Origin of the sequence: Cupriavidus necator A5-1 (assembly GCF_000744095.1) — a bacterium.
Classification (GTDB): domain Bacteria; phylum Pseudomonadota; class Gammaproteobacteria; order Burkholderiales; family Burkholderiaceae; genus Cupriavidus; species Cupriavidus necator_A.
The window spans coordinates 274,587-294,710 of record NZ_JQLI01000001.1; the positions used below are offsets into that span (position 1 = coordinate 274,587).

General features: G+C 63.5%; 18 protein-coding genes and 10 pseudogenes. 20 read left to right on the forward strand and 8 right to left on the reverse strand.

Annotated features, from left to right (window positions below; translation table 11 throughout):
* Nucleotides 1-290 precede the first annotated feature (290 nt).
* The 4 genes and pseudogenes from K307_RS01345 (at nt 291) to K307_RS01360 (ending at nt 2,684) form a co-directional block, all read left to right on the forward strand.
* Entirely contained in the window at nt 291-920 is a 630-nt protein-coding gene (locus tag K307_RS01345) for a plasmid pRiA4b ORF-3 family protein (RefSeq protein ID WP_080744815.1), read from the forward strand.
* A gap of 38 nt (nt 921-958) precedes the next feature.
* Nucleotides 959-1,777, forward strand: a pseudogene (locus tag K307_RS01350) (ISKra4 family transposase); the annotation flags it as partial.
* A gap of 217 nt (nt 1,778-1,994) precedes the next feature.
* Nucleotides 1,995-2,360: pseudogene (locus K307_RS01355) on the forward strand (ISKra4 family transposase); the annotation flags it as partial.
* Between the two features lie 69 nt (nt 2,361-2,429).
* On the forward strand, nt 2,430-2,684 hold the full coding sequence (locus K307_RS01360; RefSeq protein WP_042875853.1) for a hypothetical protein: 255 nt from the start codon (nt 2,430-2,432) through the stop codon (nt 2,682-2,684).
* 1 nt (nt 2,685) lies between these two features.
* Here K307_RS01360 and K307_RS01365 read toward each other — a convergent pair whose 3' ends face one another.
* The 4 genes and pseudogenes from K307_RS01365 to K307_RS01380 all read right to left on the reverse strand — a co-directional run.
* Nucleotides 2,686-3,102, reverse strand: coding sequence for a TraR/DksA family transcriptional regulator (locus K307_RS01365; protein ID WP_042875855.1), 417 nt, complete (start codon nt 3,100-3,102; stop codon nt 2,686-2,688).
* Nucleotides 3,103-3,201: 99 nt separating this feature from the next.
* Nucleotides 3,202-3,747, reverse strand: a complete 546-nt coding sequence (phaP, locus tag K307_RS01370; protein ID WP_042875857.1) for a TIGR01841 family phasin — start codon at nt 3,745-3,747, stop codon at nt 3,202-3,204.
* 83 nt (nt 3,748-3,830) lie between these two features.
* On the reverse strand, nt 3,831-4,028 hold the full coding sequence (locus K307_RS01375; protein WP_042875858.1) for a hypothetical protein: 198 nt from the start codon (nt 4,026-4,028) through the stop codon (nt 3,831-3,833).
* A gap of 395 nt (nt 4,029-4,423) precedes the next feature.
* A pseudogene (locus tag K307_RS01380) lies at nt 4,424-5,070 on the reverse strand (glutathione S-transferase family protein); the annotation flags it as partial.
* A gap of 539 nt (nt 5,071-5,609) precedes the next feature.
* Between K307_RS01380 and K307_RS45120 the strand changes: the two are divergent.
* Nucleotides 5,610-5,907 (forward strand): annotated as a pseudogene (locus K307_RS45120) (FIST C-terminal domain-containing protein); the annotation flags it as partial.
* A gap of 8 nt (nt 5,908-5,915) precedes the next feature.
* Here the strand turns inward: K307_RS45120 and K307_RS01390 are convergent.
* The gene (locus K307_RS01390; protein WP_042875861.1) at nt 5,916-6,626 is read right to left on the reverse strand and encodes an SDR family oxidoreductase; all 711 of its coding nucleotides are present in this window, start codon (nt 6,624-6,626) and stop codon (nt 5,916-5,918) included.
* A 292-nt stretch (nt 6,627-6,918) separates the two neighbouring features.
* Between K307_RS01390 and K307_RS01395 the strand changes: the two genes are divergently transcribed.
* The 12 genes and pseudogenes from K307_RS01395 to K307_RS50815 all read left to right on the forward strand — a co-directional run.
* Nucleotides 6,919-7,401: an SUF system Fe-S cluster assembly regulator gene (locus K307_RS01395; protein ID WP_042875863.1), complete on the forward strand. Its 483-nt coding sequence runs from the start codon at nt 6,919-6,921 to the stop codon at nt 7,399-7,401.
* Between the two features lie 31 nt (nt 7,402-7,432).
* Nucleotides 7,433-8,881 (forward strand): Fe-S cluster assembly protein SufB, encoded by a 1,449-nt coding sequence (gene sufB, locus K307_RS01400; protein ID WP_042875865.1) that lies wholly within the window; start codon nt 7,433-7,435, stop codon nt 8,879-8,881.
* Nucleotides 8,882-8,946: 65 nt separating this feature from the next.
* Nucleotides 8,947-9,717 carry a Fe-S cluster assembly ATPase SufC gene (gene sufC / locus K307_RS01405; RefSeq protein WP_042875867.1) on the forward strand — a complete coding sequence of 257 codons (771 nt, stop codon included), beginning with the start codon at nt 8,947-8,949 and terminating at the stop codon, nt 9,715-9,717.
* Entirely contained in the window at nt 9,714-11,045 is a 1,332-nt protein-coding gene (gene sufD / locus K307_RS01410; protein ID WP_042875869.1) for a Fe-S cluster assembly protein SufD, read from the forward strand. The genes sufC and sufD overlap by 4 nt, the downstream gene beginning before the upstream one ends.
* On the forward strand, nt 11,042-12,310 hold the full coding sequence (locus K307_RS01415) for a SufS family cysteine desulfurase (protein ID WP_051974560.1): 1,269 nt from the start codon (nt 11,042-11,044) through the stop codon (nt 12,308-12,310). Before sufD ends, K307_RS01415 begins: the two co-directional genes overlap by 4 nt.
* Complete coding sequence (gene sufU / locus K307_RS01420; protein ID WP_042875871.1) at nt 12,310-12,756, forward strand: Fe-S cluster assembly sulfur transfer protein SufU; 447 nt, start codon at nt 12,310-12,312, stop codon at nt 12,754-12,756. Before K307_RS01415 ends, sufU begins: the two co-directional genes overlap by 1 nt.
* 4 nt (nt 12,757-12,760) lie before the next feature.
* Nucleotides 12,761-13,129 (forward strand): SUF system Fe-S cluster assembly protein, encoded by a 369-nt coding sequence (locus K307_RS01425; protein WP_042875872.1) that lies wholly within the window; start codon nt 12,761-12,763, stop codon nt 13,127-13,129.
* Between the two features lies 1 nt (nt 13,130).
* Nucleotides 13,131-13,451, forward strand: a complete 321-nt coding sequence (locus K307_RS01430; protein WP_042875873.1) for a Rieske (2Fe-2S) protein — start codon at nt 13,131-13,133, stop codon at nt 13,449-13,451.
* 341 nt (nt 13,452-13,792) lie between these two features.
* Nucleotides 13,793-14,179 carry a plasmid pRiA4b ORF-3 family protein gene (locus tag K307_RS01435; RefSeq protein WP_051974561.1) on the forward strand — a complete coding sequence of 129 codons (387 nt, stop codon included), beginning with the start codon at nt 13,793-13,795 and terminating at the stop codon, nt 14,177-14,179.
* Nucleotides 14,180-14,238: 59 nt separating this feature from the next.
* Nucleotides 14,239-15,375 (forward strand): IS110 family transposase, encoded by a 1,137-nt coding sequence (locus K307_RS01440; protein ID WP_042875874.1) that lies wholly within the window; start codon nt 14,239-14,241, stop codon nt 15,373-15,375.
* A 343-nt stretch (nt 15,376-15,718) separates the two neighbouring features.
* Nucleotides 15,719-16,251: pseudogene (locus K307_RS50810) on the forward strand (ISKra4 family transposase); the annotation flags it as partial.
* A 77-nt stretch (nt 16,252-16,328) separates the two neighbouring features.
* Nucleotides 16,329-17,076 (forward strand): annotated as a pseudogene (locus K307_RS50815) (ISKra4 family transposase); the annotation flags it as partial.
* On the opposite strand, the gene K307_RS50820 reads toward K307_RS50815, so the two are convergent.
* Together K307_RS50820 and K307_RS01450 are read right to left on the reverse strand one after the other, a co-directional pair.
* Nucleotides 17,048-17,254 (reverse strand): helix-turn-helix domain-containing protein, encoded by a 207-nt coding sequence (locus K307_RS50820; protein WP_063771650.1) that lies wholly within the window; start codon nt 17,252-17,254, stop codon nt 17,048-17,050. The pseudogene K307_RS50815 and the gene K307_RS50820 sit on opposite strands and share 29 nt — an antisense overlap.
* Nucleotides 17,255-17,348: 94 nt before the next feature.
* Entirely contained in the window at nt 17,349-17,669 is a 321-nt protein-coding gene (locus tag K307_RS01450; RefSeq protein ID WP_042875876.1) for a high-potential iron-sulfur protein, read from the reverse strand.
* A gap of 374 nt (nt 17,670-18,043) precedes the next feature.
* On the opposite strand from K307_RS01450, the pseudogene K307_RS48850 reads away from it, so the two are divergent.
* From K307_RS48850 to K307_RS01465, 3 pseudogenes are all read left to right on the forward strand, one after another.
* Nucleotides 18,044-18,427: pseudogene (locus tag K307_RS48850) on the forward strand (ISKra4 family transposase); the annotation flags it as partial.
* Between the two features lie 137 nt (nt 18,428-18,564).
* Nucleotides 18,565-18,817: pseudogene (locus tag K307_RS01460) on the forward strand (H-NS histone family protein).
* An 11-nt stretch (nt 18,818-18,828) separates the two neighbouring features.
* Nucleotides 18,829-19,023, forward strand: a pseudogene (locus K307_RS01465) (ISKra4 family transposase); the annotation flags it as partial.
* Nucleotides 19,024-19,327: 304 nt separating this feature from the next.
* Here the strand turns inward: K307_RS01465 and K307_RS50825 are convergent.
* Nucleotides 19,328-19,961, reverse strand: a pseudogene (locus K307_RS50825) (hypothetical protein).
* Nucleotides 19,962-20,124: the final 163 nt, after the last annotated feature.

The following is a 20,124-nucleotide window of genomic DNA, read 5'->3' on the forward strand; positions in this document are numbered from 1 at the left end:
TGTCAGGGCACGCATTGTCCAGTGCGCTTGATGCGTAACGGTACAAAACTGTGGGTTCGCAGCGGGTTCCGGCGTGGTTGACAGGGGCATGGCTTGGGGCACGCGCTGTGGAACGCGACGGCGTCACGCCCACCCGCCTGACCGTCGCTTCCGCGACAACTACCAGATCCCGTTGGCACACGCGCCGGACCGAACGAGGAATGCTTTATCAGCAACGTCGGAACGCCTGCGGCCTTTGAGGAGAGCGCGCCAAAGCGGGGGCGAACTCCCTGACTCCCGTTGTGAGGCCAATGAGCCACCTAGAATGTGCGGATGGCTTCCGACCTTCGCCTGCGACCTTCGTCCTTCAACTCCGAATTACGCTGCGCGGCTTGAGCCCGCCGGTTTGGCGACGTGTGCTCATTCCCGAGAACATGACGCTCGGGCAATTACACGAAGTCATCCAGATGGTCATGGGCTGGACGGACGATCATCTGCACCAGTTCATCATTCGTGGCCAGCGATACGGCGAAGCCCGCGAGGGCGCTCTGCAATTTTCCACGGCGGCAACCGCGCTGACGCTGAGCGCATTCGCTTTGCGCGAACACGAGGCCTTTTTCTACGTGTACGACTTCAATGCGTGGTGGCGGCACGATATACGCGTCGAGCGGCGCGCGCTGAGGCAGGATACTGAGCTGTTGCCACGTTGCGTGGCTGGGTGCGGGGCTTGTCCGCCGGAGGACATCGGCGGGGTGGAAAGATACCTGGAGGTTAGAGAAAAATGGAGCGAATGGGAGCTCCTGGATTGGCTCGAATCCCTACGCGAGCGCCCCCTCGAGCTGGACGAGCTACGCGATGAGGTCGACCAGTGGCTGACTTGGCTGGACCGTCGCTTCGACCGTCGGATCGTCAATGATCAGTTGCGACAGCTCCAGATGTAGACTGGTCGCCGCAGATTGTCCACGGGAAGAGGGCGGCCATGCGAATCAGCTTGCAAGTCGTAGTGCAAAATGATGGGGAAGTGCCCGCCACCGTCACGGAGATCGCCCAGTTCGAACGAAAAGGCTTTGATGCCGGATCACTGGGGCTGCATTTGGAGGAGGCGAAATCATTGCTGGGTCAGCTGCAGCGCACGATGGTCGCGGCACAGGTTGCCGAGGCGGTTGCCCGGACCAGCGTTTGCCCCACATGCGGTGCGCCGCTGGCCTGCAAGGGTCACCATCGGCTTGTCTTCCGCTCGCCGTTTGGACGGATGTCGATTGACAGTCCCAGGCTGTATCCTTGTCGGCAATGCACGGGCAACGCCCCCGCCTTCAGTCCGGTCGCCAGCGGCTTGCTTGAGCGGGTCAGTCCAGAACTACAGTATCTTGAGGTCAAGTTTGCAGCGCTGATGTCCTATGGCCTGACCGTCAACGTCCTGCAGGAGGTGTTACCGCTCGATCATGTGCTGGCGGCCAGCTCGATGCGGGATCAGGATGCCGGCCACAGCTTTGCCTACGTGCACAAGCTGGAACAGCGGCCAGTTGATCGCATGCTGAACTTCCGCTGGCGAGAAGGTGTGCAACCCGCTCAACCGGTCACCTTTCTCTCGGACGGCGGAGAGACCGTACGGTCTGCCCAGTTCGGATTTGGTGATCGCGGTGAGTGCGTCCTCGATTGGTTCCACATCGCCATGCGGGTACAGAACCTCGAACAGATGATCAAGGGCCGGCCGTCACACAGTGACGGCCCGAGCAACGCGACCTTGATTAAGGCGCTGCGTGGTGCCAAGTGGCACCTGTGGCATGGCTGCCCCTATCCACGATCCGGCGCCAGGTCACCGAGCTCGGCCGCCGGCTGGAAGCTGAACAGGCCACCGATTCCTGGCAGCAGGTGGAGATGGCGGCGAGCATTCGTTCTCCCGACATCCCGGAACCCAGTCCGGTGCGCGCGGTCGGCATTGACGGCGGCTACCCTTCGGCTGGCGGGGCACAGGCGTCGCCAGGACGGCTGGTTTGAAGTGATCGTCGGGAAGTCCAGCGTTGCGCCGACTGAAAAGCCTCGGCTGGGATCTTGACGCTGAGGCCAGCTCCGAAGAGGCCAAGCTCCATGACAGACTTGAGGAGTTCATCGTCTATCTGGACAACAACCGGGGCTTCATCGTGAATTACGGTGATCGCTATCGCCACGGGGAGCCCATTGCATCGGGTTTCGTCGAGTCGGCCGTCAACCAGGTAATCAGCAAGCGGTTCGCTAAACGGCAACAGATGCCCTGGCGGCCGCGTCACGCGCACGACCTGCTACAAATCCGGACGGCCGTGCTCAATGACCAGCTCCGACCGCACGTTGAACGATGGTATCCCTCCATCGCCGGAGAAGAAGACCACCGCCCTGCCGCTTAGTCAGCCCCCATTTTGGCGCGGTCTCCTAGGGGCAGCGCCACGGACCTGTGTTTATTGCCGGAGACTGAAATGCTGGAAAGAAAACGGTCTTACAAGGGATTCCACGTTGCGCTGTTCGTGCCGGAGGTGATTGAGCAGGGCACGCCAAACGGGCGCGTCCAAATCTCCGCGCGCAATGAGGACATGGGCATCCGTTTTACGCCGGACTGGCCCCACCCGCCCGCAACGCTGCAGGAGACAGAGGACTGGCTTTTTGCCTACGCTGCCGGGATCATCGATTGCGAGCTGGCTGGCGGCTTCGGCATTGATCTCAGGAACGAGTGAGTCAGCTACGCGACGACAGGTCTGCGGAAGCCGGTCGGGGCGTATCCTGCGCCTGGCGTGAATAGAGGTGTTCGTGGCGACTCTGACATGCCGTGCAGCGTATGGCGGTTGGGTACGCCTGCAAGCGGGAGAAAGGAATGGCCTGCTGGCAGTCGACACAGACGCCGTACTGGCCGCTTCTCATCCGTGACCGGGCCGCGTCAATGTCGGCCAGTTGCATGCGATAGTGTTCCAGCATCGCGTCGCCCTGGCGCTGCACGGTCTTTTCGTCCGCCAGTTCACCTTCATCCCGGTGTTCACGTTGCGTTGGCGGCACGACAGGCGAATCGGCGGTTCCGGCGACGGCACGGATACGCGACTCCTCAGCGTCCATTTGTGCCGCCAACGTCGCCAACTCCTCCTTTGTCAGCTCTTCCATGGTTGGCCTCCTGAATAACATCCTGGGGATCGCACGCAGACAGACCGTCCATTTGCCAGCATAGCAAATACCACGTGGCCCATGCACGACTACCACGTGTCAGTGCTCGACCGCCTGCTTGGCAGCCTTTGACGCCGTGTTACTCGCCGCGCTGACGTTCTGTTCGGCGACCTCGACCGCCTGCTTTGTGGTCTGGAACATCGCTTCACAGAACTTGTTAGTGGCGGTCATCACCGAGGTCAATGCCCCCAGCGCGGTTTCCGAATCCGCCGACGTGCTGTTCGCCAGATTGTCGATTAGCTCCTGCATCCGGCGGTTGTGCGCTTCATATTGCGCTTCGGCGACCTTGGCGAATTCGGTTTGGGTGGCCGTTCCGATCTCAACGAGCTGGCGCTGGTACGACAGCGCCTTCTCTCCGATCTGCGGGAGCATGCTGGCCTGCAAGGCTTGGAACTCCTGCTGGTTTTCGGCGCCGAGCGCCTTCTGCGCGGTCTCCCGCGTTTCTGCCAGCGTCGACTTCATTGCCTGCAAGTTCAACTGGATCAGCCTTTCGAAGCCTTCGAGGGCCTTGTTGGTCAGGCCAAACATGATGGCCAGATTGGCTTGTTGCACTGCGGTGATTTGCTCAGCGGACCACGGAGTCATCATGCGTCTCCTCAGAATCGACCAGGGCACGCTTGCGCGGAATCGAACGATGCGGCGTGCGGTGGGATGTCGGAATGGGCTAGTTAGCGGATGCGCGCAATGGCGTTGAGGAGGGCGCCGCCTCTGGCGGTGATGCATGGGCGTCGATGGCCCGAGTCAAGCCTTTCCAGCTGCACCAGTTCGCGTTCGAGGAGGGCGTCCACGTCCGCGCGGTCCAGCTCAGCGTGATCCGGTGCATCCTTGACGAGTAAGAGGGTGGCCACTTCATGAGGACTCAGCATCCTTGTCTCCTGGATTTATCGGTTTGGACTGCTGGGAAGTTGCAATGATAGCCGTCGCAGCGGAGCTCGATTCAGGCGGCGAAGACGGCGATGTTCCTGCTGCCCAGCGTGCCTGCGCCGCAGCGCCGGGAGAATCAATTCAATACCGCGAACGTCGATTGATCAAGGTGTGACATGAAGCTTCTGTGAAGGCAATGTGGTCGACGCTTCTGAACTGACTAGGCTAGTAACGCCTGGTACCCGAATGCAATGGGGCTCGCATGGCCGGTGCGTCGCACGTCTCCGCGCACGATGGCGGCGTCATGTGGAGTCGTTGCACGGGCCTGCCGCGCAGACATCACGACTATCGACGGCTGCCGCGCGCGGGGTTGATCGCAATCCAATTGCCCGACTCCGAACTCGACATCGAGTTCGGCGATCTCGTTGGGTTGCCGGGCGGCTTCGATCCACTCCTGCATCCCCGGCTGGCCATGATCGTCCGACAATAGGCGGCCAGTACCTCATCGAGCTGCACGTCATAGGTGAGAAAGCGGGTCACGACCGGCGCGTACATGGCATCAGCCATGGAGCGTGCACCGAACAAATAGGGGCCGCCGTAGGTCGTCAGGCATTCGCGCCAGATGGTCGTGATCCGGTCGATGTCGCCTTGCGCGCGCGACCAGACCTTGAAGCCGGGACGATGGGCCCGCAGGTTCATTGGCAGCGCCGAGCGGAGCGCGCTAAAGCCAGAATGCATTTCGCCGCGAATCGACCGACAGTGCGCCCGGGCGACGCGGTCGGTGGGCAGCAGACCGGCGTCTGGCCGCGCTTCGTTCAGGTACTCGGCGATCGCGAGGGTATCCCAGATCCTGATGCCTTCATGCTCGAGGCAGGGAACCAGGATCGAAGGCGAGAGCAGCAAGAGTTCCGCGCGGGCGCTCGGGTCCGCGGGCGGCACGAAAATCTCGTCGAATTCGAGCCCGCTGAACTTTACCAGCAGCCAACCGCGCAGTGACCAGGCGCCATAGTTTCTGCTGCTGATGGTGAGGGTGGTCCTTGACATGGTGAACTTCCTGCACTAGCGATTGTCTCTCTATCAAGACGGAAAATTCGATGTACGTGTTCTATCGATCCTGGCCGTAATGCTGGTGGCTAGCATTGCGGGTGGTTTGGTTTTTGCGGCTCCTCACATGATCTCCGCTGATCAATGAAGTCGGCGAATAGCTATGCAATCTATTCCGACGTGGGTTTTCGCGATGCGGGAAGGAAAGGCAGCGCGGCACGCCACCGGAAGTCAGTTGAATGCCGGCTCGACATAGGGTGGCTCAACGCCGGGAAAATGCCCCCGTCTCACGGACTTCAGACGCGGCAAATCACGTCGCAAAGGGGGAACTTCGAAAGAAGCAGCGCTGTGGACGCCTCGTCTTCGGAGGAATGCGGGCGATAGCACACCTCTGATAAAGCGCTTTCCGCCAATTCAACCGTTTCGGCGCTGCTTGCCGACGGCAGTTCTGCCGCTGCAGGCACAGGTCATGCAGCGATGCCGGTAACCGCTGTACACGAGCCCAGTTCGGCCAGATGGCGAGCCGCCTGGGGCGCCAGGGCGTGCGGCAGGCCTTTTGCACGCGCAATCCCGCCGCGGCGCGGCCGGACCTGGTGCGCATTGCCACCGAGATCCGCGCCGAGCTCGAGAGCCGCGCGGCCGGCCAGGCCGCCGGCGCGCGCTACATCAGCAGCTCGGGCCGGGGCGGGCCGCATTTCGGCGCGCTGCACGTGGAGCTGCAGACGGTACGAAATGCGCTTGGCGACCTGCCGCTGGCGGGATTTTTCGCCGCGGCGAGATCGCGCGGGACCACCCATACGGCTACACCGGGTGTTGACGGCTTTCACCGGGCGTTGAGCGCCTGGCTACCATGGAATCGGCTGGCGATTGCGGAAAAAGCCACCGGTGGGGCCATCGTCGGGCAGCGTTGCCAGCCAGATCACGGTGTCGATGCCCTGTTCGGGGGAGCGCGGCGCATCGGGGCCGCCCAAGTCGGTGCGACACCAGCCGGGACACACCGAGTTGACCTTGACGCCGCTATCGGCCATCTCGGCGGCCAGGATGCGCGTGACGGCATTTAGCGCCGTTTTCGAGATTCGGTAGGCCGGCACGCCGCTGCCCATCTCCGCCAGCTGTCCCATGCCCGAAGCCAGGTTGACCACCCGGCCGGCGCGGTTGGCGCGCAGCAGCGGCGCCAACGCCTGGGTGGTCCGCAGCACGCCGAAAAGATTGGTTTCCAGGGTGCGGCGCAGGGTCTCGAGCGGCAGGTCGAGCAGCCTGGTGTCGTAGTGGTCGAGCGAAACACCCGCGTTGTTGATCAGCACATCCACGCGACCGAAGCGTTCGGTCAGCCAGTTGGCCAGCGCAGCTGCCGAGCTGTCCTCCGTGACGTCAAGGGGGTGGTAAGCGATCGCATGACCCGCAAGCCGGAGCTCTGTCTCCAGCACCTCGAGGTCCGTCGGCTTGCGCGCCGTGGCGACGACCAGATGGCCTTCCACGGTAGCCAGCCGGCGCGCGGCTGCGCGGCCCAAGCCGCGGCTCGCGCCAGTGACGACGGTAATAGGTTGGTTGACCATGCCTGAATCTCCTCGCCGCCGGGGTGAGGCGGGCCAGCTCTCGCTGCGTTAAAGACTTGCCCACATCGCACGCCCACGCACGTTGCTAGAGGGACGCGATGAAGTCGTTCCAGAGTCCCCTGAAAAGTCTCGGCGTTCGCATGTCCCTCAAAAGTGCAGCTAATCATCTATACACCTCCCGACGGCGGCCTGGTGATAGCGGATTCCTCCGCATCCTGGCCTGACGCGAAACAGGGATGCTGGAACAAATGAGGACCAAATTGGTTCTAATTGGTAAATACTGGTGGCGACAATGCTCAGACTAAGCAAGCTGACCGACTACGGCACGGTGATCATGACGCACTTGGCGCGAAACCCAGGCCGAATTTACAGTGCCGCCGAGGTCGCCGCCGCGATCGGCGTGGCGGTACCGACGGCAAGCAAGATTCTGAAGACGCTGGCAAGGCACCACTTGCTGCAGTCGTTGCGCGGCGCCAATGGCGGCTATCTGCTGGCACGACCGCCGGAACAGATCTCGATCGCACAGGTGATTGACGTCATGGAAGGCCCGGCCGGCATGACCGAGTGCTGCGTCGCTGCCGGCCTGTGTGCACAGGAAGGTCTGTGCGCCATCCGCGCCAACTGGCAATCGATCAGTAGAGTGATCTTTAGGGCGCTTAACGGTGTGACACTTGCAGATATGGCGCAACCGGTGTTGCACCCGGTGGATATTGGCGCCTTGCACGCCCGACGCGCACACGGGCCGCAAGCTGACACGCAAGCTGACATTTCGTGATTTAGATGACAGTGGCAAGCGAAGGCAGAACATGGCAACCCCGGCACGCAAGCTCGACGAACTGATCAGCCAAGGCTATAAGCATGGCTTCTACACGCCCGTGGAGACGGACACGGTGCCGTGCGGGCTGAATGAGGACGTGATCCGCATGATCTCGGCCATCAAGGGCGAGCCGGAATTCATGCGGGAGTGGCGTCTCAAGGCCTACCGCCACTGGCTAACGATGTCCGAGCCGCACTGGGCGACGGTCAAGCACCCGCCCATCGACTACCAGGCGATCGCCTACTATTCAGCGCCGCGCTCCCAGAAGGCGGGACCGAAGACGCTGAGCGAGGTCGATCCGGAGTTGTTGCGCACCTACGAAAAGCTGGGCGTGCCACTGCACGAGCGTGAACTGCTGGCAGGCGTCGCCGTGGACGCCGTATTCGACAGCGTCTCGGTGGCCACCACCTTCAAGCAGAAACTGGGCGAACTCGGCATCATCTTCTGCTCGTTTTCCGAGGCGGTGCGGGAGAATCCGGCGCTGGTGCAGCAGTATCTCGGCACGGTCGTGCCCTACACCGACAATTTCTTCGCCACGCTCAACTCCGCCGTGTTCAGCGACGGCTCGTTCTGCTATATCCCGCCCGGGGTACGCTGCCCGATGGAGCTGTCGACCTACTTCCGCATCAATGCCCGCAACACCGGCCAGTTCGAGCGCACCCTGATCATCGCCGACCAAGGCGCTTACGTCAGCTACCTGGAGGGTTGCACCGCGCCGATGCGCGACGAGAACCAGCTGCATGCCGCGGTGGTGGAGCTGATCGCGCTGGAAGATGCACAGATCAAATACTCGACCGTGCAGAACTGGTATCCGGGCGATAAGGAAGGCAAGGGCGGCATCTACAACTTCGTCACCAAGCGCGGCGACTGCCGCGGCGCGCGCTCGAAGATTTCGTGGACCCAGGTGGAGACCGGTTCCGCCATCACCTGGAAGTATCCAAGCGTGATCCTGCAGGGCGACGACTCGGTCGGCGAGTTCTATTCGGTCGCGCTGACCAACCACTACCAGCAGGCCGACACCGGTACCAAGATGACCCACCTTGGCCGGAACACCAAGAGCACCATCCTTTCCAAGGGCATCTCGGCCGGTCACGGCCAGAATGCCTACCGCGGGCTGGTGAAGATGGCCAAGAGCGCAATCGGCGCGCGCAACTACTCGCAGTGTGATTCCCTGCTGCTGGGCGACAAATGCGCCGCCCACACCTTCCCATATATCGAGGTGAAGAACGCCACCGGCCAGGTCGAGCACGAGGCCTCCACCTCGCGCATCGGCGAGGACCAGTTGTTCTATTGCCAGAGCCGCGGTGTCAGCGCAGAGGATGCGGTTTCGATGATCGTGAACGGTTTTTGCAAGGAAGTATTCAAGGAGCTGCCGATGGAATTCGCGGTGGAAGCCCAAAAGCTGCTGGGCGTGAGCCTGGAAGGCAGTATCGGGTAAGGGGGGCGCGCACGGGGCGCGCCGCATCAGGGCGGCATTGGAGGCATTGGAGAAAGAGGCCAGCCATGCTTGAGATTCGCAAGCTGCACGTCAGCGTAGACGACAAGCCCATCCTGCACGGCATCGACCTCAGCGTGAAGGCCGGCGAGGTGCACGCCATCATGGGCCCCAACGGTTCGGGCAAGAGCACCCTCGCCCACGTACTGGCCGGCCGCGACCGCTTCACCGTGACTGCGGGTGAAGTCCTCTACGACGGCACGAACCTGCTTGGCATGCCGCCGGAAGAGCGCGCCCGCGCGGGCATCTTCCTCGCCTTCCAGTATCCGGTGGAAATCCCCGGCGTCTCGAATATCTACCTGCTCAAGGCGGGGCTCAACGCGATCCGCAAGCACCGCGGCGAGCCGGAGCTGGACGCCATGGATTTTCTCGCCCTGGTCAAGGACAAGCTCCAGCTCATGGAGATGGACCAGGACCTGCTTTACCGCTCGGTGAACGAGGGCTTCTCCGGCGGCGAGAAGAAACGCAACGAGATCCTGCAGATGGCGGTGCTGGAACCCCGGCTCGCCATTCTCGACGAGACCGATTCCGGCCTCGACATCGATGCGCTCAAGATCGTCGCCAGGGGCATCGAGGCCATGCGCAGCCCGCAACGCGCCATTGTGCTGGTCACGCACTACCAGCGCCTGCTCGATTACATCGTGCCGGATCAGGTTCATGTGCTTGCGCACGGCCGCATCGCCAAGTCCGGCGGGCCAGAGCTGGCGCGCGAACTGGAGCGGCGCGGCTATGCCGGGGTGGAGGCGCAGGCCGTCACCGGGATGGAGTCTTCGACATGAGCGCAAGCGGACTGGAACACTATCTCGCCGAGTTCGACCGCGTCGAGGCCGCACTGCCCGGCCGCCGCCTGGGCTGGCTCACGCACGCGCGCCGGCAGGCGCTGGATCATTTCGCCCAGGCCGGGTTCCCCACGCTGCGCCAGGAGGACTGGAAATACACCAGCGTGGCCGCACTCGAGAGAAGCCGCTTTGCCGTGGCACTGCCGCAGGCCGGCGACGGCCTAGACGCTCCGGTGGCAGCGCGGATCGAGGCGCTCGCCCTGACCGGCGCGCACCTGCTGGTATTCGTCAATGGCGCGCACCAGCCGCAATGGTCGCGCATCGGTGCCCTGCCTGCGGGCATGGTGCTCGCCGGCCTCGCCACCACGCTGGAGCGCGCACCGGACTGCCTGGAAGCGCTGCTCTTGCGCCGCGCAAGCGACTACCCGTCCGGTTTCGCCGCCTTGAACATGATGTTCATGACCGACGGTGCCTATATCCGCGTGGCGGCGGGCACCGTCCCCGAACAGCCGATCCACTTGCTGTTCCTCGCCACGGCTGGCGAACTGGCAACCCATGCGCGCAACCTCGTGGTGGCGCAAGCCGGCAGCCGAGTCTGTATCGTGGAGCACCACGCGGGCCTGGATGGCCTGGGCTATTGCACCAATACCATCACTGACATCGTTGCCGAGCGTGATGCGCAGGTTGAACATCACAAGCTGCAGCAGGAGAGCCTCAAAGCCTTCCATATCGCCAGCGTGAATCTGGACCAGCGGCATGGTAGCCGCTCCGCTTCCAGTTCCTTTGCCCTGGGCAGCGCCCTGGCGCGGGTCGACATCGAAGTCGGGCTGAATGCCGAGCATACCGAGTGTTCGCTGGACGGGCTGTATATGCCCGGCGGGCGGCAGCATATCGACCACCACACCCGCATCGACCATGCCAGCCCGCACAGCAAGAGTCGCGAGTTGTATAAAGGCGTGCTGGCAGGCGCCTCGCGCGCCGTCTTCAACGGCAAGGTGGTGGTGCATGCCCATGCCCAGCACAGCGATGCGCACCAGTCCAACCGCAACCTGCTGCTGTCCGACCACGCCGAGGTGGACACCAAGCCGCAACTGGAGATCTATGCCGACGACGTCAAATGCAGCCACGGCGCCACCGTAGGCCAGCTCGATGTCGAGCAGATCTACTATTTGCGCTCGCGTGGGATGCACGATGCCGCGGCACGTGCCCTGCTGACCTTTGCCTTCGCCGAGGAGGTCGTCAAGCGGCTCGGTCCTGCCCCATTGCGCACGCGGCTGGAAACGCTCTTGCGCGGCCGGCTGTCTGAGCCTGTGAAGGAGCTGCCATGAACACGGCAGCGCATGAACGGATGGCCGTGGAGCGCGCGGTGCCGGTCGCCCGCCTGGAGGTGGAGCGACTGCGGCAGGATTTCCCCATCCTGCGCCAGACCGTCAACGGCAAGCCGCTGGTCTATCTGGACAATGCCGCCACCACCCAGAAGCCGCAAAGCGTGATCGATTGCGAAGCGCATTACTACAGCGCGCTTAACGCGAACATCCATCGCGGCGTGCACACCCTGAGCCAGCGCGCCACCGATGCCTACGAGGCCGCGCGCGAGGCGGTGCGAGACTTGATCAACGCGGCCGGGCGCGAGGAAATCGTGTTCGTGCGCGGCACCACCGAGGCGATCAACCTGGTGGCGGCAAGCTTCGGCCAGCGCCTGCGCCCGGGCGACGAGATCCTGATCAGCGCGATGGAGCACCACTCCAATATCGTGCCGTGGCAACTGGCGTGCCAGCGCACCGGCGCCTCGCTGCAGGTGGCGCCGATCAACGATGCCGGCGAGCTGATGCTGGAACAATTCGCGCGATTGCTCGGCCAGCGCACCAGGCTGGTCGCGCTGACGCACCTCTCCAACGCGCTCGGCACGGTCAACCCGGTGCGACACATCATCGAGCTGGCGCATGCCCGGGGTATCCCGGTGCTGATTGATGGCGCCCAGGCTGTGCCGCACCTCAAGGTCGACGTACAGGCCCTCGATTGCGATTTCTACGCCTTCTCTGGGCACAAGCTCTACGGCCCCACCGGCGTCGGCGTGCTCTACGGCAAGGCTGCGCTGCTCGATGCCATGCCGCCTTACCAGGGTGGCGGGGACATGATTCGCGAGGTCACGTTCCGCAGGACCACATACAATGAGCTTCCCTACAAGTTCGAGGCCGGCACGCCCAATATCGCCGGCGTCATCGCCCTTGGCGCCGCCATCGAGTATGTGCGCGCGCTTGGCCTGGAGGCCATCGCCGCCCACGAGCACGCGCTGCTCGCCTACGCCAGCGCGCAGGCAGCGCAGATCGCCGGCCTGCGCATGATTGGCACGGCTGCCGACAAGGCGTGCATCCTCTCGTTCACCCTGGACGGCATCCATCCCCACGATGTCGGCACCATCCTCGATCAGCACGGCGTGGCGGTCCGTGCCGGCCACCATTGCGCTATGCCCGTGATGGAACGCTTCGGCGTGCCTGCCACGGTGCGCGCTTCCTTCGCGCTGTACAACATACGTGAAGAAGTGGATGCACTGTTTGCTGCAGTGCGCGCGGCACAGGAGGTATTCGCCTGATGTCTGACCTGCGCAACCTCTACCAGGAAGTGGTCGTCGACCACAGTCGCTCGCCGCGCAATTTCGGGCGGCTGGCGGCAGCGAACCGCAGCGCCGAGGGCTTCAACCCGCTGTGCGGCGACCGGCTGACGCTATACCTGAGAATCAGCGATGGGGTGATCGAGGACGCCAGCTTCGATGGCTCGGGCTGCGCCATCTCCACCGCCTCAGCCTCGCTGATGACAGAAGCGCTCAAGGGCAAGACCGAGGCACAAGCGCGGGCCTTGTTCTCCGGCTTCCACGCGCTGGTGACCGGGGAGCCGGGGGAAGCCGGCGTGCCGCTGGGCAAGCTGGAGGTCCTGGCCGGGGTGCGCGAGTTCCCGGCACGCGTGAAGTGCGCAACGCTGGCCTGGCATACCATGCAAGCCGCTTTGGAGAACCGCGCCAAGCCGGTCTCAACGGAGTGAGGCGATGAGCATGATCGATTGGCTGCGCAAGGCCGAGGAACACGAAGACAGGTTCGAGCCTGAGCCGGACAGCCTCGAGGGGCGGGTGATAGCGGCCTTGCGCACCGTGTACGACCCCGAGATACCGGTCAATATCTATGACCTTGGCCTGATCTACCAGTTATCGGTGGACGAAGCCAGCGGCAAGGTGGGCATCCGCATGACGCTGACCGCACCGGGCTGCCCGGTGGCGCAGACCTTCCCCGGTGTGGTGGAGGGCGCCGTGATGGAAGCCCGCGGGGTGAACGAAGTCGAGGTTGAACTGGTGTGGGACCCGCCCTGGTCGAGAGAACGAATGAGCGAGGCGGCGCGCCTGGAACTGGGGCTGCTCTGAGATGAGCGAGTGGATCGATGTCGCCCGGGCCGACGAGTTCGCGCCCGGCACTTGCCGCAGCGTCGATGTCGATGGCGTACAGGTCGCGGTATTCAATGTGGGTGGCAATTATTACGCCATCGAGGACCTCTGCTCGCACGAGGCCGAGCCGCTTTGCGGCGGTGACGTGGAAGGCCAGGAAGTTGTCTGCCCGCGCCACGGCTCGCACTTTTCCCTGATTACGGGCGAGGCGCTGTCCCCGCCCGCCTACGAGCCGGTGGCGACCTTTCCGGTTCGGGTGGAGGCCGGCAAGGTACAGGTCAGGGACGAGCGCTGGGAATAAGTGGCCGCGCTCTGGCTGGCCATTCGACTGTTGGTTGTCAAACGGCCGAGAATGTTAAGGGGTTGTCCGATGCCTGCTCGCGCGCGCTGGGGGGGACGCTGCGCCGGAACCGGCCGGGCAGGCGCCGGACAAGCCTCGAGGGAGGAAAACGTGGGGTAGAGCGACACCGCCTGGACGCGCTACACGAGACCGCGCCAAAACGGGGGCAACGACGATGTTTTCCGATGAGAGGCTAATGAGCCACCTACAATGCGCGCATGGCTTCCGATCCTTGGCCGGTAACCTCCGTCCTTCAACCCCGAATTGCTCTACGCGGCTTGAGCCCGCCGGTCTGGTGACGTGTGCTCATTCCTGAGCACATCACGCTGGCTCAGCTTCACGAGGTCATCCAGGCGGCCATGGGCTGGACGGACGATCATCTGCACCAGTTCATCATTCGTGGCCAGCGGTACAGCGAAGCCCGCGAGGGCGCTCTGCAATTTTCCACGACGATTACCGCGCTGACGCTGAGTGCATTCGCTCTGCGCGAGCAAGAGGGCTTCGTCTACGTGTACGACCTCAATGCCTGGTGGCGGCACGATATCCGAGTCGAGCGGCGCACGCTGCAGCAGCATCCTGAGGGGCGGCCACGCTGTGTGGCGGGATTTGGCGCTTGTCCGCCAGAGGACGTCGGCGGGCTGGAGAGGTACTTGGAGGTTAGAGAAAAATGGTGCGCCAAGATCCTATGAGACAGGACAAACCGATGCTTAAAATCAGCGTGTCGTGCTTGGCTCACAGGGGAGACATCATGCGTACAGATATCGAGGAGCGGGTGTTGGCGGTATCGCTCGAACTGGCGGCCGCGAAGTGGAAGGTCGCGTTACACGACGGTCACCGCGAGCAGCCTGCGGTGCATACGGTCGCGCAGCCGCAAGCCTCAGCGCGTCTGCAGGAGGTGCTGGACCTGATCGAACAGCACAAAAAGAAGTGGTCCCTACCAGCCGGGCTGCGCGTCGTCGTAAGCTACGAGGCCGGCCAGGACGGGTTCTGGATCTGTCGCGCGCTTCAGGCGCACGGCATCAAGTGCTACGTCATCGATCCGGCCAGCATTCCGGTTGAACGCCACAAGCGGCGCGCGAAGACCGACCGGCTCGATGTCATCAAGCTGGTGATCAACCTGCGCGCATGGCTACGCGGCGAGCGCGACCGCATGCACGTGGTTCACGCGCCATCGCCGCAGGACGAAGCGTCGCGGCACCTGATGCGCGATCGCGGGCAACTGCAGAAGGAAGTGCTGCAGCACCGCGACCGCATGCGCAAACTGCTGGCCACGTTCGGCTGCTGGGATGAGGTGGATCACAAGCACTTCGCCGGCCGGCTCGCCCGTGACGAGGTGAAGTGTCACGACGGCGCGCCGTTGCCGCCCGAAATGCGCGAGCGGCTGCTGCGCGAGTGCGAACGGCTGGCGCTGGCACAACAGCAACTCACGGCGCTGGAGAAGACGCGGCAGGCAAGCCTGCCCGCACCCGCGCGCAATCGACGCGATGACCTGGCCCGCCTGAAAGGGATTGGCGAAGTGGGCGCGTCGCGCCTCGCGCTCGAACTGTTCTGGAGGGACTTCAGCAACCGGCGCCAAGTTGGTGCCTGTACCGGTCTGGTGCCCCAGCCCTACGACAGCGGCGAGAGCCAGGTCGACCAGGGCATCAGCAAACAGGGCAACCGACGAGTGCGCGCGTTACTGGTCGAGATGGCATGGTGCTGGCTGCGCCACCAACCCGACAGTGCACTCACGCGCTGGTTCAACGCGCGCACCCAGAGCACGGGACCAAACCGGCGGGCCCGGCGCATCGCGATCGTTGCAGTCGCACGGCGACTCGCCATTGCGCTGTGGCGCTATCTGAAAGACGGTGAGATTCCCGAAGGCGCACGGCTGAAGTCAGCGTAGGCTCCCAAAAAAAGTTTTGCAGGAAGGAGGTAACGGTCGGTCAGGGCAACTACGCAAGCACAAACGGTCTGAGGTGAACATGCCCGTTCTCCTCCCGGGTTGCTGATGCAACCGATTTACCAAGATGGGGCATGTCTCCTGGTTGATGATTCCGGCGTAATGCGCATGCAGGACGAGGCCGGCCAAGCGCCGGCGGATAGAAGGTGGTCAGACGTCACGTCTGACGCGCGCACAAACGGCTTCAGACTATGCCGCACGTAGGAAGTTTGATCGTCGGTCGACTAGCCCCAACCTCCCAAAGGGACTTGACAAACCACTGCTCATAGAAGGGAGGAGGGCGGCCATGCGTATCAGCTTGCAACTCGTAGTGCAGGACGAAGGGGGCGCGCCGGCCACCGTCACGGAGATCGCCCAGTTCGAGCGAACGGCCTTTGACGCTGGATCGCTGGGCCTGCATCTGGAGGAGGCGAAATCGTTGCTGGGTCGGCTGCAGCGCACGATGGTCGCGGCACAGGTTGCAGAGGCGGCTGCCCGGACCAGCGGTTGCCCCACGTGCGGTGCGCAGTTGGCTTGCAAGGGCCACCATCACCTGGTCTTCAGAAGTGCGTTCGGGCGACTGTCGATTGACAGTCCCAGGCTGTATCCCTGCCGACAATGCAAGGGCAAGGGCTGACGCACCGAGCTTCAGTCCGGTCGCCAGCTGTCTGCCTGAGCGCGTCAGCCCAGAGCTGCAGTATCTCGAGGTCAAGTTTGCAGCGCTGATGTCCTATGCCCTGACCGTCAACGTCCTGCAGGAGGTGTTACCGCTCGATCATGTGCTGGCGGCCAGCTCGATTCGGCGCCAAGTCACCACACTCGGTCGCCGGCTGGAAGCGGACCAGACCACGGACGCCCGGCCGCAGGTCAAGATGGTGGCGAGAACCTGTTTGCCCGGTTTCCCGGAACCCAGTCCGGTGCGCGCGGTTGGCATTGACGGCGGCGGCTGGCGGGGCACAGGCGCCGCCAGGACGGCTGGTTTGAAGTGATCGTCGGGAAGTCCATGCGGGATCAGGGTGCCGGCCACAGCTTTGCCTACGTGCACAAGCTGGAACAGCGGCCAGTTGATCGCATGCTGACCTTCCTTTGGCGAGAAGGTGTGCAACCCGGTCAACCGGTCACCTTCCTGTCGGACGGCGGGGATACCGTACGGTTTGCCCAGTTCGGCTTTGGGGACCGCAGTGAGTGCATCCTCGATTGGCTCAACATCGCTATGCGGGTACAGAACTCGAACAGATGATCAAGGGTCGGCCAGCACACAGCGATGGCCCGAGCAACGCGACCTTGATCAAGGCGCTGCAAGGTGCCAAGTGGCACTTGTGGCACGGTTGCCCCTACCCAGCGTTGCGCCGACTGGAAAGCCTCGGCTGGGATCTGGACGCCGAGGCCAGCTCCGAAGAGGCCAAGCTCCGTGACAGGCTCGAGGAGTTCATCGTCTATTTGGGCAACAACCGGAGTTTCATCGTGAACTACGGTGACCGGTATCGCCACGGCGAGCCGATTGCATCGGGTTTCGTCGAGTCAGCCGTCAACCAAGTGATCAGCAAGCGGTTCGTCAAACGGCAGCAAATGGCCTGGCGGCCTCGGCACGCGCACAACCTGCTACAAATCCGGACGGCCGTGCTCAATGACCAGCTCAGATCGCACGTTGAGCGATGGTATCCCTTCCATCGCCGGAGGAGAACACGACCGCCTTGCCGCTCCATTCTTGGTCAGCCGCGCCTTGCGGCCTTTCCATCGAAAACAGCTCCAGGCCGAGCTGCTCCTGCAGCCGGGCGACCATGTAGCTCACCGACGACTGGCTGCGGTGCAGTGCCTCGGCCGCCTGGGGCATAGCCGTCATGCGCCACGAGGGCCCGCACCACGCGCCACTGCTCCAGCGTGGTTCTTGGCATGTTCAAGGCAGCACGCTTCCTGCATCGATGCAACGTACGATGTCAGCCCTGCTCCCAGGCGCTGCACCACCCCTTCGCCGCGACATCCTTGCCGCCGAACAGCGCGCAACCGCCGGCGGCGCTGCCCTCGTCACCCTGGTAAAGCTGGCAGTTGGCGCAGGTCTGGGATAGCTTGTGGCTGGGATATTTCTGCGAATCGACCTTGGAGGAATCGGCCTTGTAGCCGACCTTGAGCGCCTGCGGCTCCTGCTCGCCCAGCATGGCTGCGGCGCGGGCCTGCCGACTGCCGAGGGCCACTGTGGCAGCCATGCCGGTAGTCAGCGCGAGCGGAAGGTAGCCAAGGAACTGTCGTCTGCGCGGCATGGCGGGGGCTCCTCTGTGGTGGGGACGGTGGGCGGCATGTGCCTGCCGTATGGACAGAGGTTACTGCGGATTGCGGGGGAGAGGCAATTAAGGGGGGGGCGGCTGGCGGCGTCGACAAAAGTGTCGGCGGGCTGGGTACCTGGTGACATCGTTCGACACGCCTACTCTCCCTGTTTAGGTTTGACTTTCTCGACAGGGTCGTCGTACTTTTGGCGGAATATCTGGCGGTAGCCAACTGGAGCGCTGCTTGCAGCAAGGCTTCCTGGCCAGCCTCGTTCTCCGCGTCGCACATCTTTTCAAGTCCTTGATCCGCATAGGCTTTCGAAGCCAAGCCGCCAGATGTCGCACCAAAAGTACGATGACCCCAAGTGGCACACCTGTGGCATGGCTGCCCCTATCCAGCGTTGCGCCGACTGGAAACCCTCGGCTGGGATCTTGAGGCTGAGGCCAGCCCCGAAGAGGCCAAGCTCCTCGGCAAGCTTGAGGAGTTCAGTCTGCCTGGACAACAACCGGCACTTCATCGTGACGGTGACCGCTATCGCCACGGGGAGCCCATCGCATCGGGTTCGCCGAGTCGGCGGTCAACCAGGTGGTCAGCAAGAGGTTCGTCAAACGGCAACAGATTGCCTGGCGGCCTCTGCACGCGCACGACCTGCTACAAATCCGGGACGGCCGTGCTCAATGACCAGCTCAGATCGCACGTTGAACGATGGTATCCATCCATCGCCGGCGGAGAAGACCACCGCATTGCCGCTTAGTCTAGCCCCCGCTTTGGCGCGCTCTCCGAGCGGGATGGTGGCGGCGGGCGGCGGCGCAAGGCCGGCGGCCCGGCGCCAACAACGAATCAAGGGGCGGACCACGCCCGCGGCCCTTCTCAACCCGAATGACGGCAACGATGGCAACGAGAAATGAGCGGGCGGACGCGATCCGCTGGATCCAGGCGCAGATGGCCGACTACGGCCTGACGATGGAGGAGCTGGAGGCAGCCGGGTGCTTTGATCCGCCGCCGCCACCGCCGCCAATCCAGCGCCCGGCCTGTTACCGCAACGCCGAGGGGCTCAGCTGAGACGGGCAGGGCGAGATGCCGGACTGGCTGCGGCGGGCGGTCAATGCGGGGGCAGACGGTGGAGTTTTACCGGGTCGGATAGGGAGGTCCCTTCCATTCGATCGTATGTTGAAATTTCTTCTGCGATAAGGTGTGCAGCCCGGTCAACCGGTCACTTTTCTCTCGGGCGGCGGGGATACCGTACGGTTTGCCCAGTTCGGCTTTGGAGACCGCAGTGAGTGCATCCTCGATTGGTTCCACATCGCCATGCGGGGGCAGAACCTCGAACAGATGATCAAGGCCCGGCCGGCACACTGCGACGGCCCGAACAACGCGGACTGATCAGGGCGCTGCGTGGGCGTTTCGGCTTGATGATGGATTCGATCATGCTACGATCCTCCGAAAGGGACGGGGGCGACTATGGCAACAGAGACCTACGGGGGATACACCATTCGAGGCTTTGCAAAGCCCATGGGGACAGCTCGTTCGAAGCTTCGGGGGCCGTAGAGAAGGGGACCCAAGTGCTGGAGACCTCCGATCCGATTGGCTTTTACCCGAGCTTCCAGCGGGCAGTCGCGGAAGGCCTCGTCTGGGCGAGGGCGTGGGTTGAAGCTCATGTCTGAACCCTCCTGAACTCCACCACCCACACCCAGGGATTTGCCCCCCACGCGCCGGCCCCGTTGATGGAGTTCCAGAGCGATCTGAATGCGTGAACCGCGGGGACCCCAACGGCGGATGCGTGGCGCGCGTCCGGACTATCTACGAAATGTCCGCTATCCCGATCAATCGATACGCCTTCTGAAAGGGCATCTTTCTCGCTGCAGTCGTTCAGCCGCTCGACGCGCACGCCAGCCACCTCAAGCACCAGGCGGCACGCTGCGCGCGGCATACGGATGCTCGGCTTCCACGTGATCGCCTCGGCCGGCGGGATGTTCTCGAAGCCGCGTGGCACGCACGCGGGATAGTCCGCGCGGTAGACGGTCGGGCCCGGACCTAGGGCAGCGGGCTGTGCCCACGTCTCGCGCACCATACCTGTCTCCCGGTTGGCCGTAAGGGCAGTGGATCGTGATGTCCTGCAGGTGCGGCAGCAGGAGTCCGGCGAGCGGCTTGGCCAGCCAGTCGCCCATGAGGTTGCCTTGCTCGCTCACCTTGGGCTGCGGCTTCACCACGCGCCGCGTCTGCATCTTCCGGCCATCCAGGATGGCGCGCACCATGGCGCCGCTGAAGAGGATGGGGCGTTCTTTGATCATGCTAGGATTCCTTCGTCAACCGGGAGGCGAAAATGGCCAAATGCGATGCGTGCAATGCGATCGTCACGGACAGGCGCGGAGAGCGCGGGCACGATGCGCTCGTAGAAACAGGGCGTGAGAAGTTCCAACCATTGGGGCAGGCCGGTATTGTCACGACGTC

Bases quoted from the DNA above. Each gene is read 5' to 3' on its own strand.
- K307_RS01390 (WP_042875861.1), bottom strand. From the start codon at position 6,626: ATGGTCAACCAACCTATTACCGTCGTCACTGGCGCGAGCCGCGGCTTG.
- K307_RS01395 (WP_042875863.1), top strand. From the start codon at position 6,919: ATGCTCAGACTAAGCAAGCTGACCGACTACGGCACGGTGATCATGACG.
- K307_RS01360 (WP_042875853.1), top strand. From the start codon at position 2,430: ATGCTGGAAAGAAAACGGTCTTACAAGGGATTCCACGTTGCGCTGTTC.
- sufC (WP_042875867.1), top strand. From the start codon at position 8,947: ATGCTTGAGATTCGCAAGCTGCACGTCAGCGTAGACGACAAGCCCATC.
- K307_RS01430 (WP_042875873.1), top strand. From the start codon at position 13,131: ATGAGCGAGTGGATCGATGTCGCCCGGGCCGACGAGTTCGCGCCCGGC.
- K307_RS01440 (WP_042875874.1), top strand. From the start codon at position 14,239: ATGCGTACAGATATCGAGGAGCGGGTGTTGGCGGTATCGCTCGAACTG.
- sufU (WP_042875871.1), top strand. From the start codon at position 12,310: ATGTCTGACCTGCGCAACCTCTACCAGGAAGTGGTCGTCGACCACAGT.
- K307_RS01375 (WP_042875858.1), bottom strand. From the start codon at position 4,028: ATGCTGAGTCCTCATGAAGTGGCCACCCTCTTACTCGTCAAGGATGCA.
- K307_RS01425 (WP_042875872.1), top strand. From the start codon at position 12,761: ATGAGCATGATCGATTGGCTGCGCAAGGCCGAGGAACACGAAGACAGG.
- K307_RS50820 (WP_063771650.1), bottom strand. From the start codon at position 17,254: ATGACGGCTATGCCCCAGGCGGCCGAGGCACTGCACCGCAGCCAGTCG.
- K307_RS01450 (WP_042875876.1), bottom strand. From the start codon at position 17,669: ATGCCGCGCAGACGACAGTTCCTTGGCTACCTTCCGCTCGCGCTGACT.
- sufD (WP_042875869.1), top strand. From the start codon at position 9,714: ATGAGCGCAAGCGGACTGGAACACTATCTCGCCGAGTTCGACCGCGTC.
- K307_RS01365 (WP_042875855.1), bottom strand. From the start codon at position 3,102: ATGGAAGAGCTGACAAAGGAGGAGTTGGCGACGTTGGCGGCACAAATG.
- sufB (WP_042875865.1), top strand. From the start codon at position 7,433: ATGGCAACCCCGGCACGCAAGCTCGACGAACTGATCAGCCAAGGCTAT.
- K307_RS01345 (WP_080744815.1), top strand. From the start codon at position 291: ATGAGCCACCTAGAATGTGCGGATGGCTTCCGACCTTCGCCTGCGACC.
- phaP (WP_042875857.1), bottom strand. From the start codon at position 3,747: ATGACTCCGTGGTCCGCTGAGCAAATCACCGCAGTGCAACAAGCCAAT.
- K307_RS01415 (WP_051974560.1), top strand. From the start codon at position 11,042: ATGAACACGGCAGCGCATGAACGGATGGCCGTGGAGCGCGCGGTGCCG.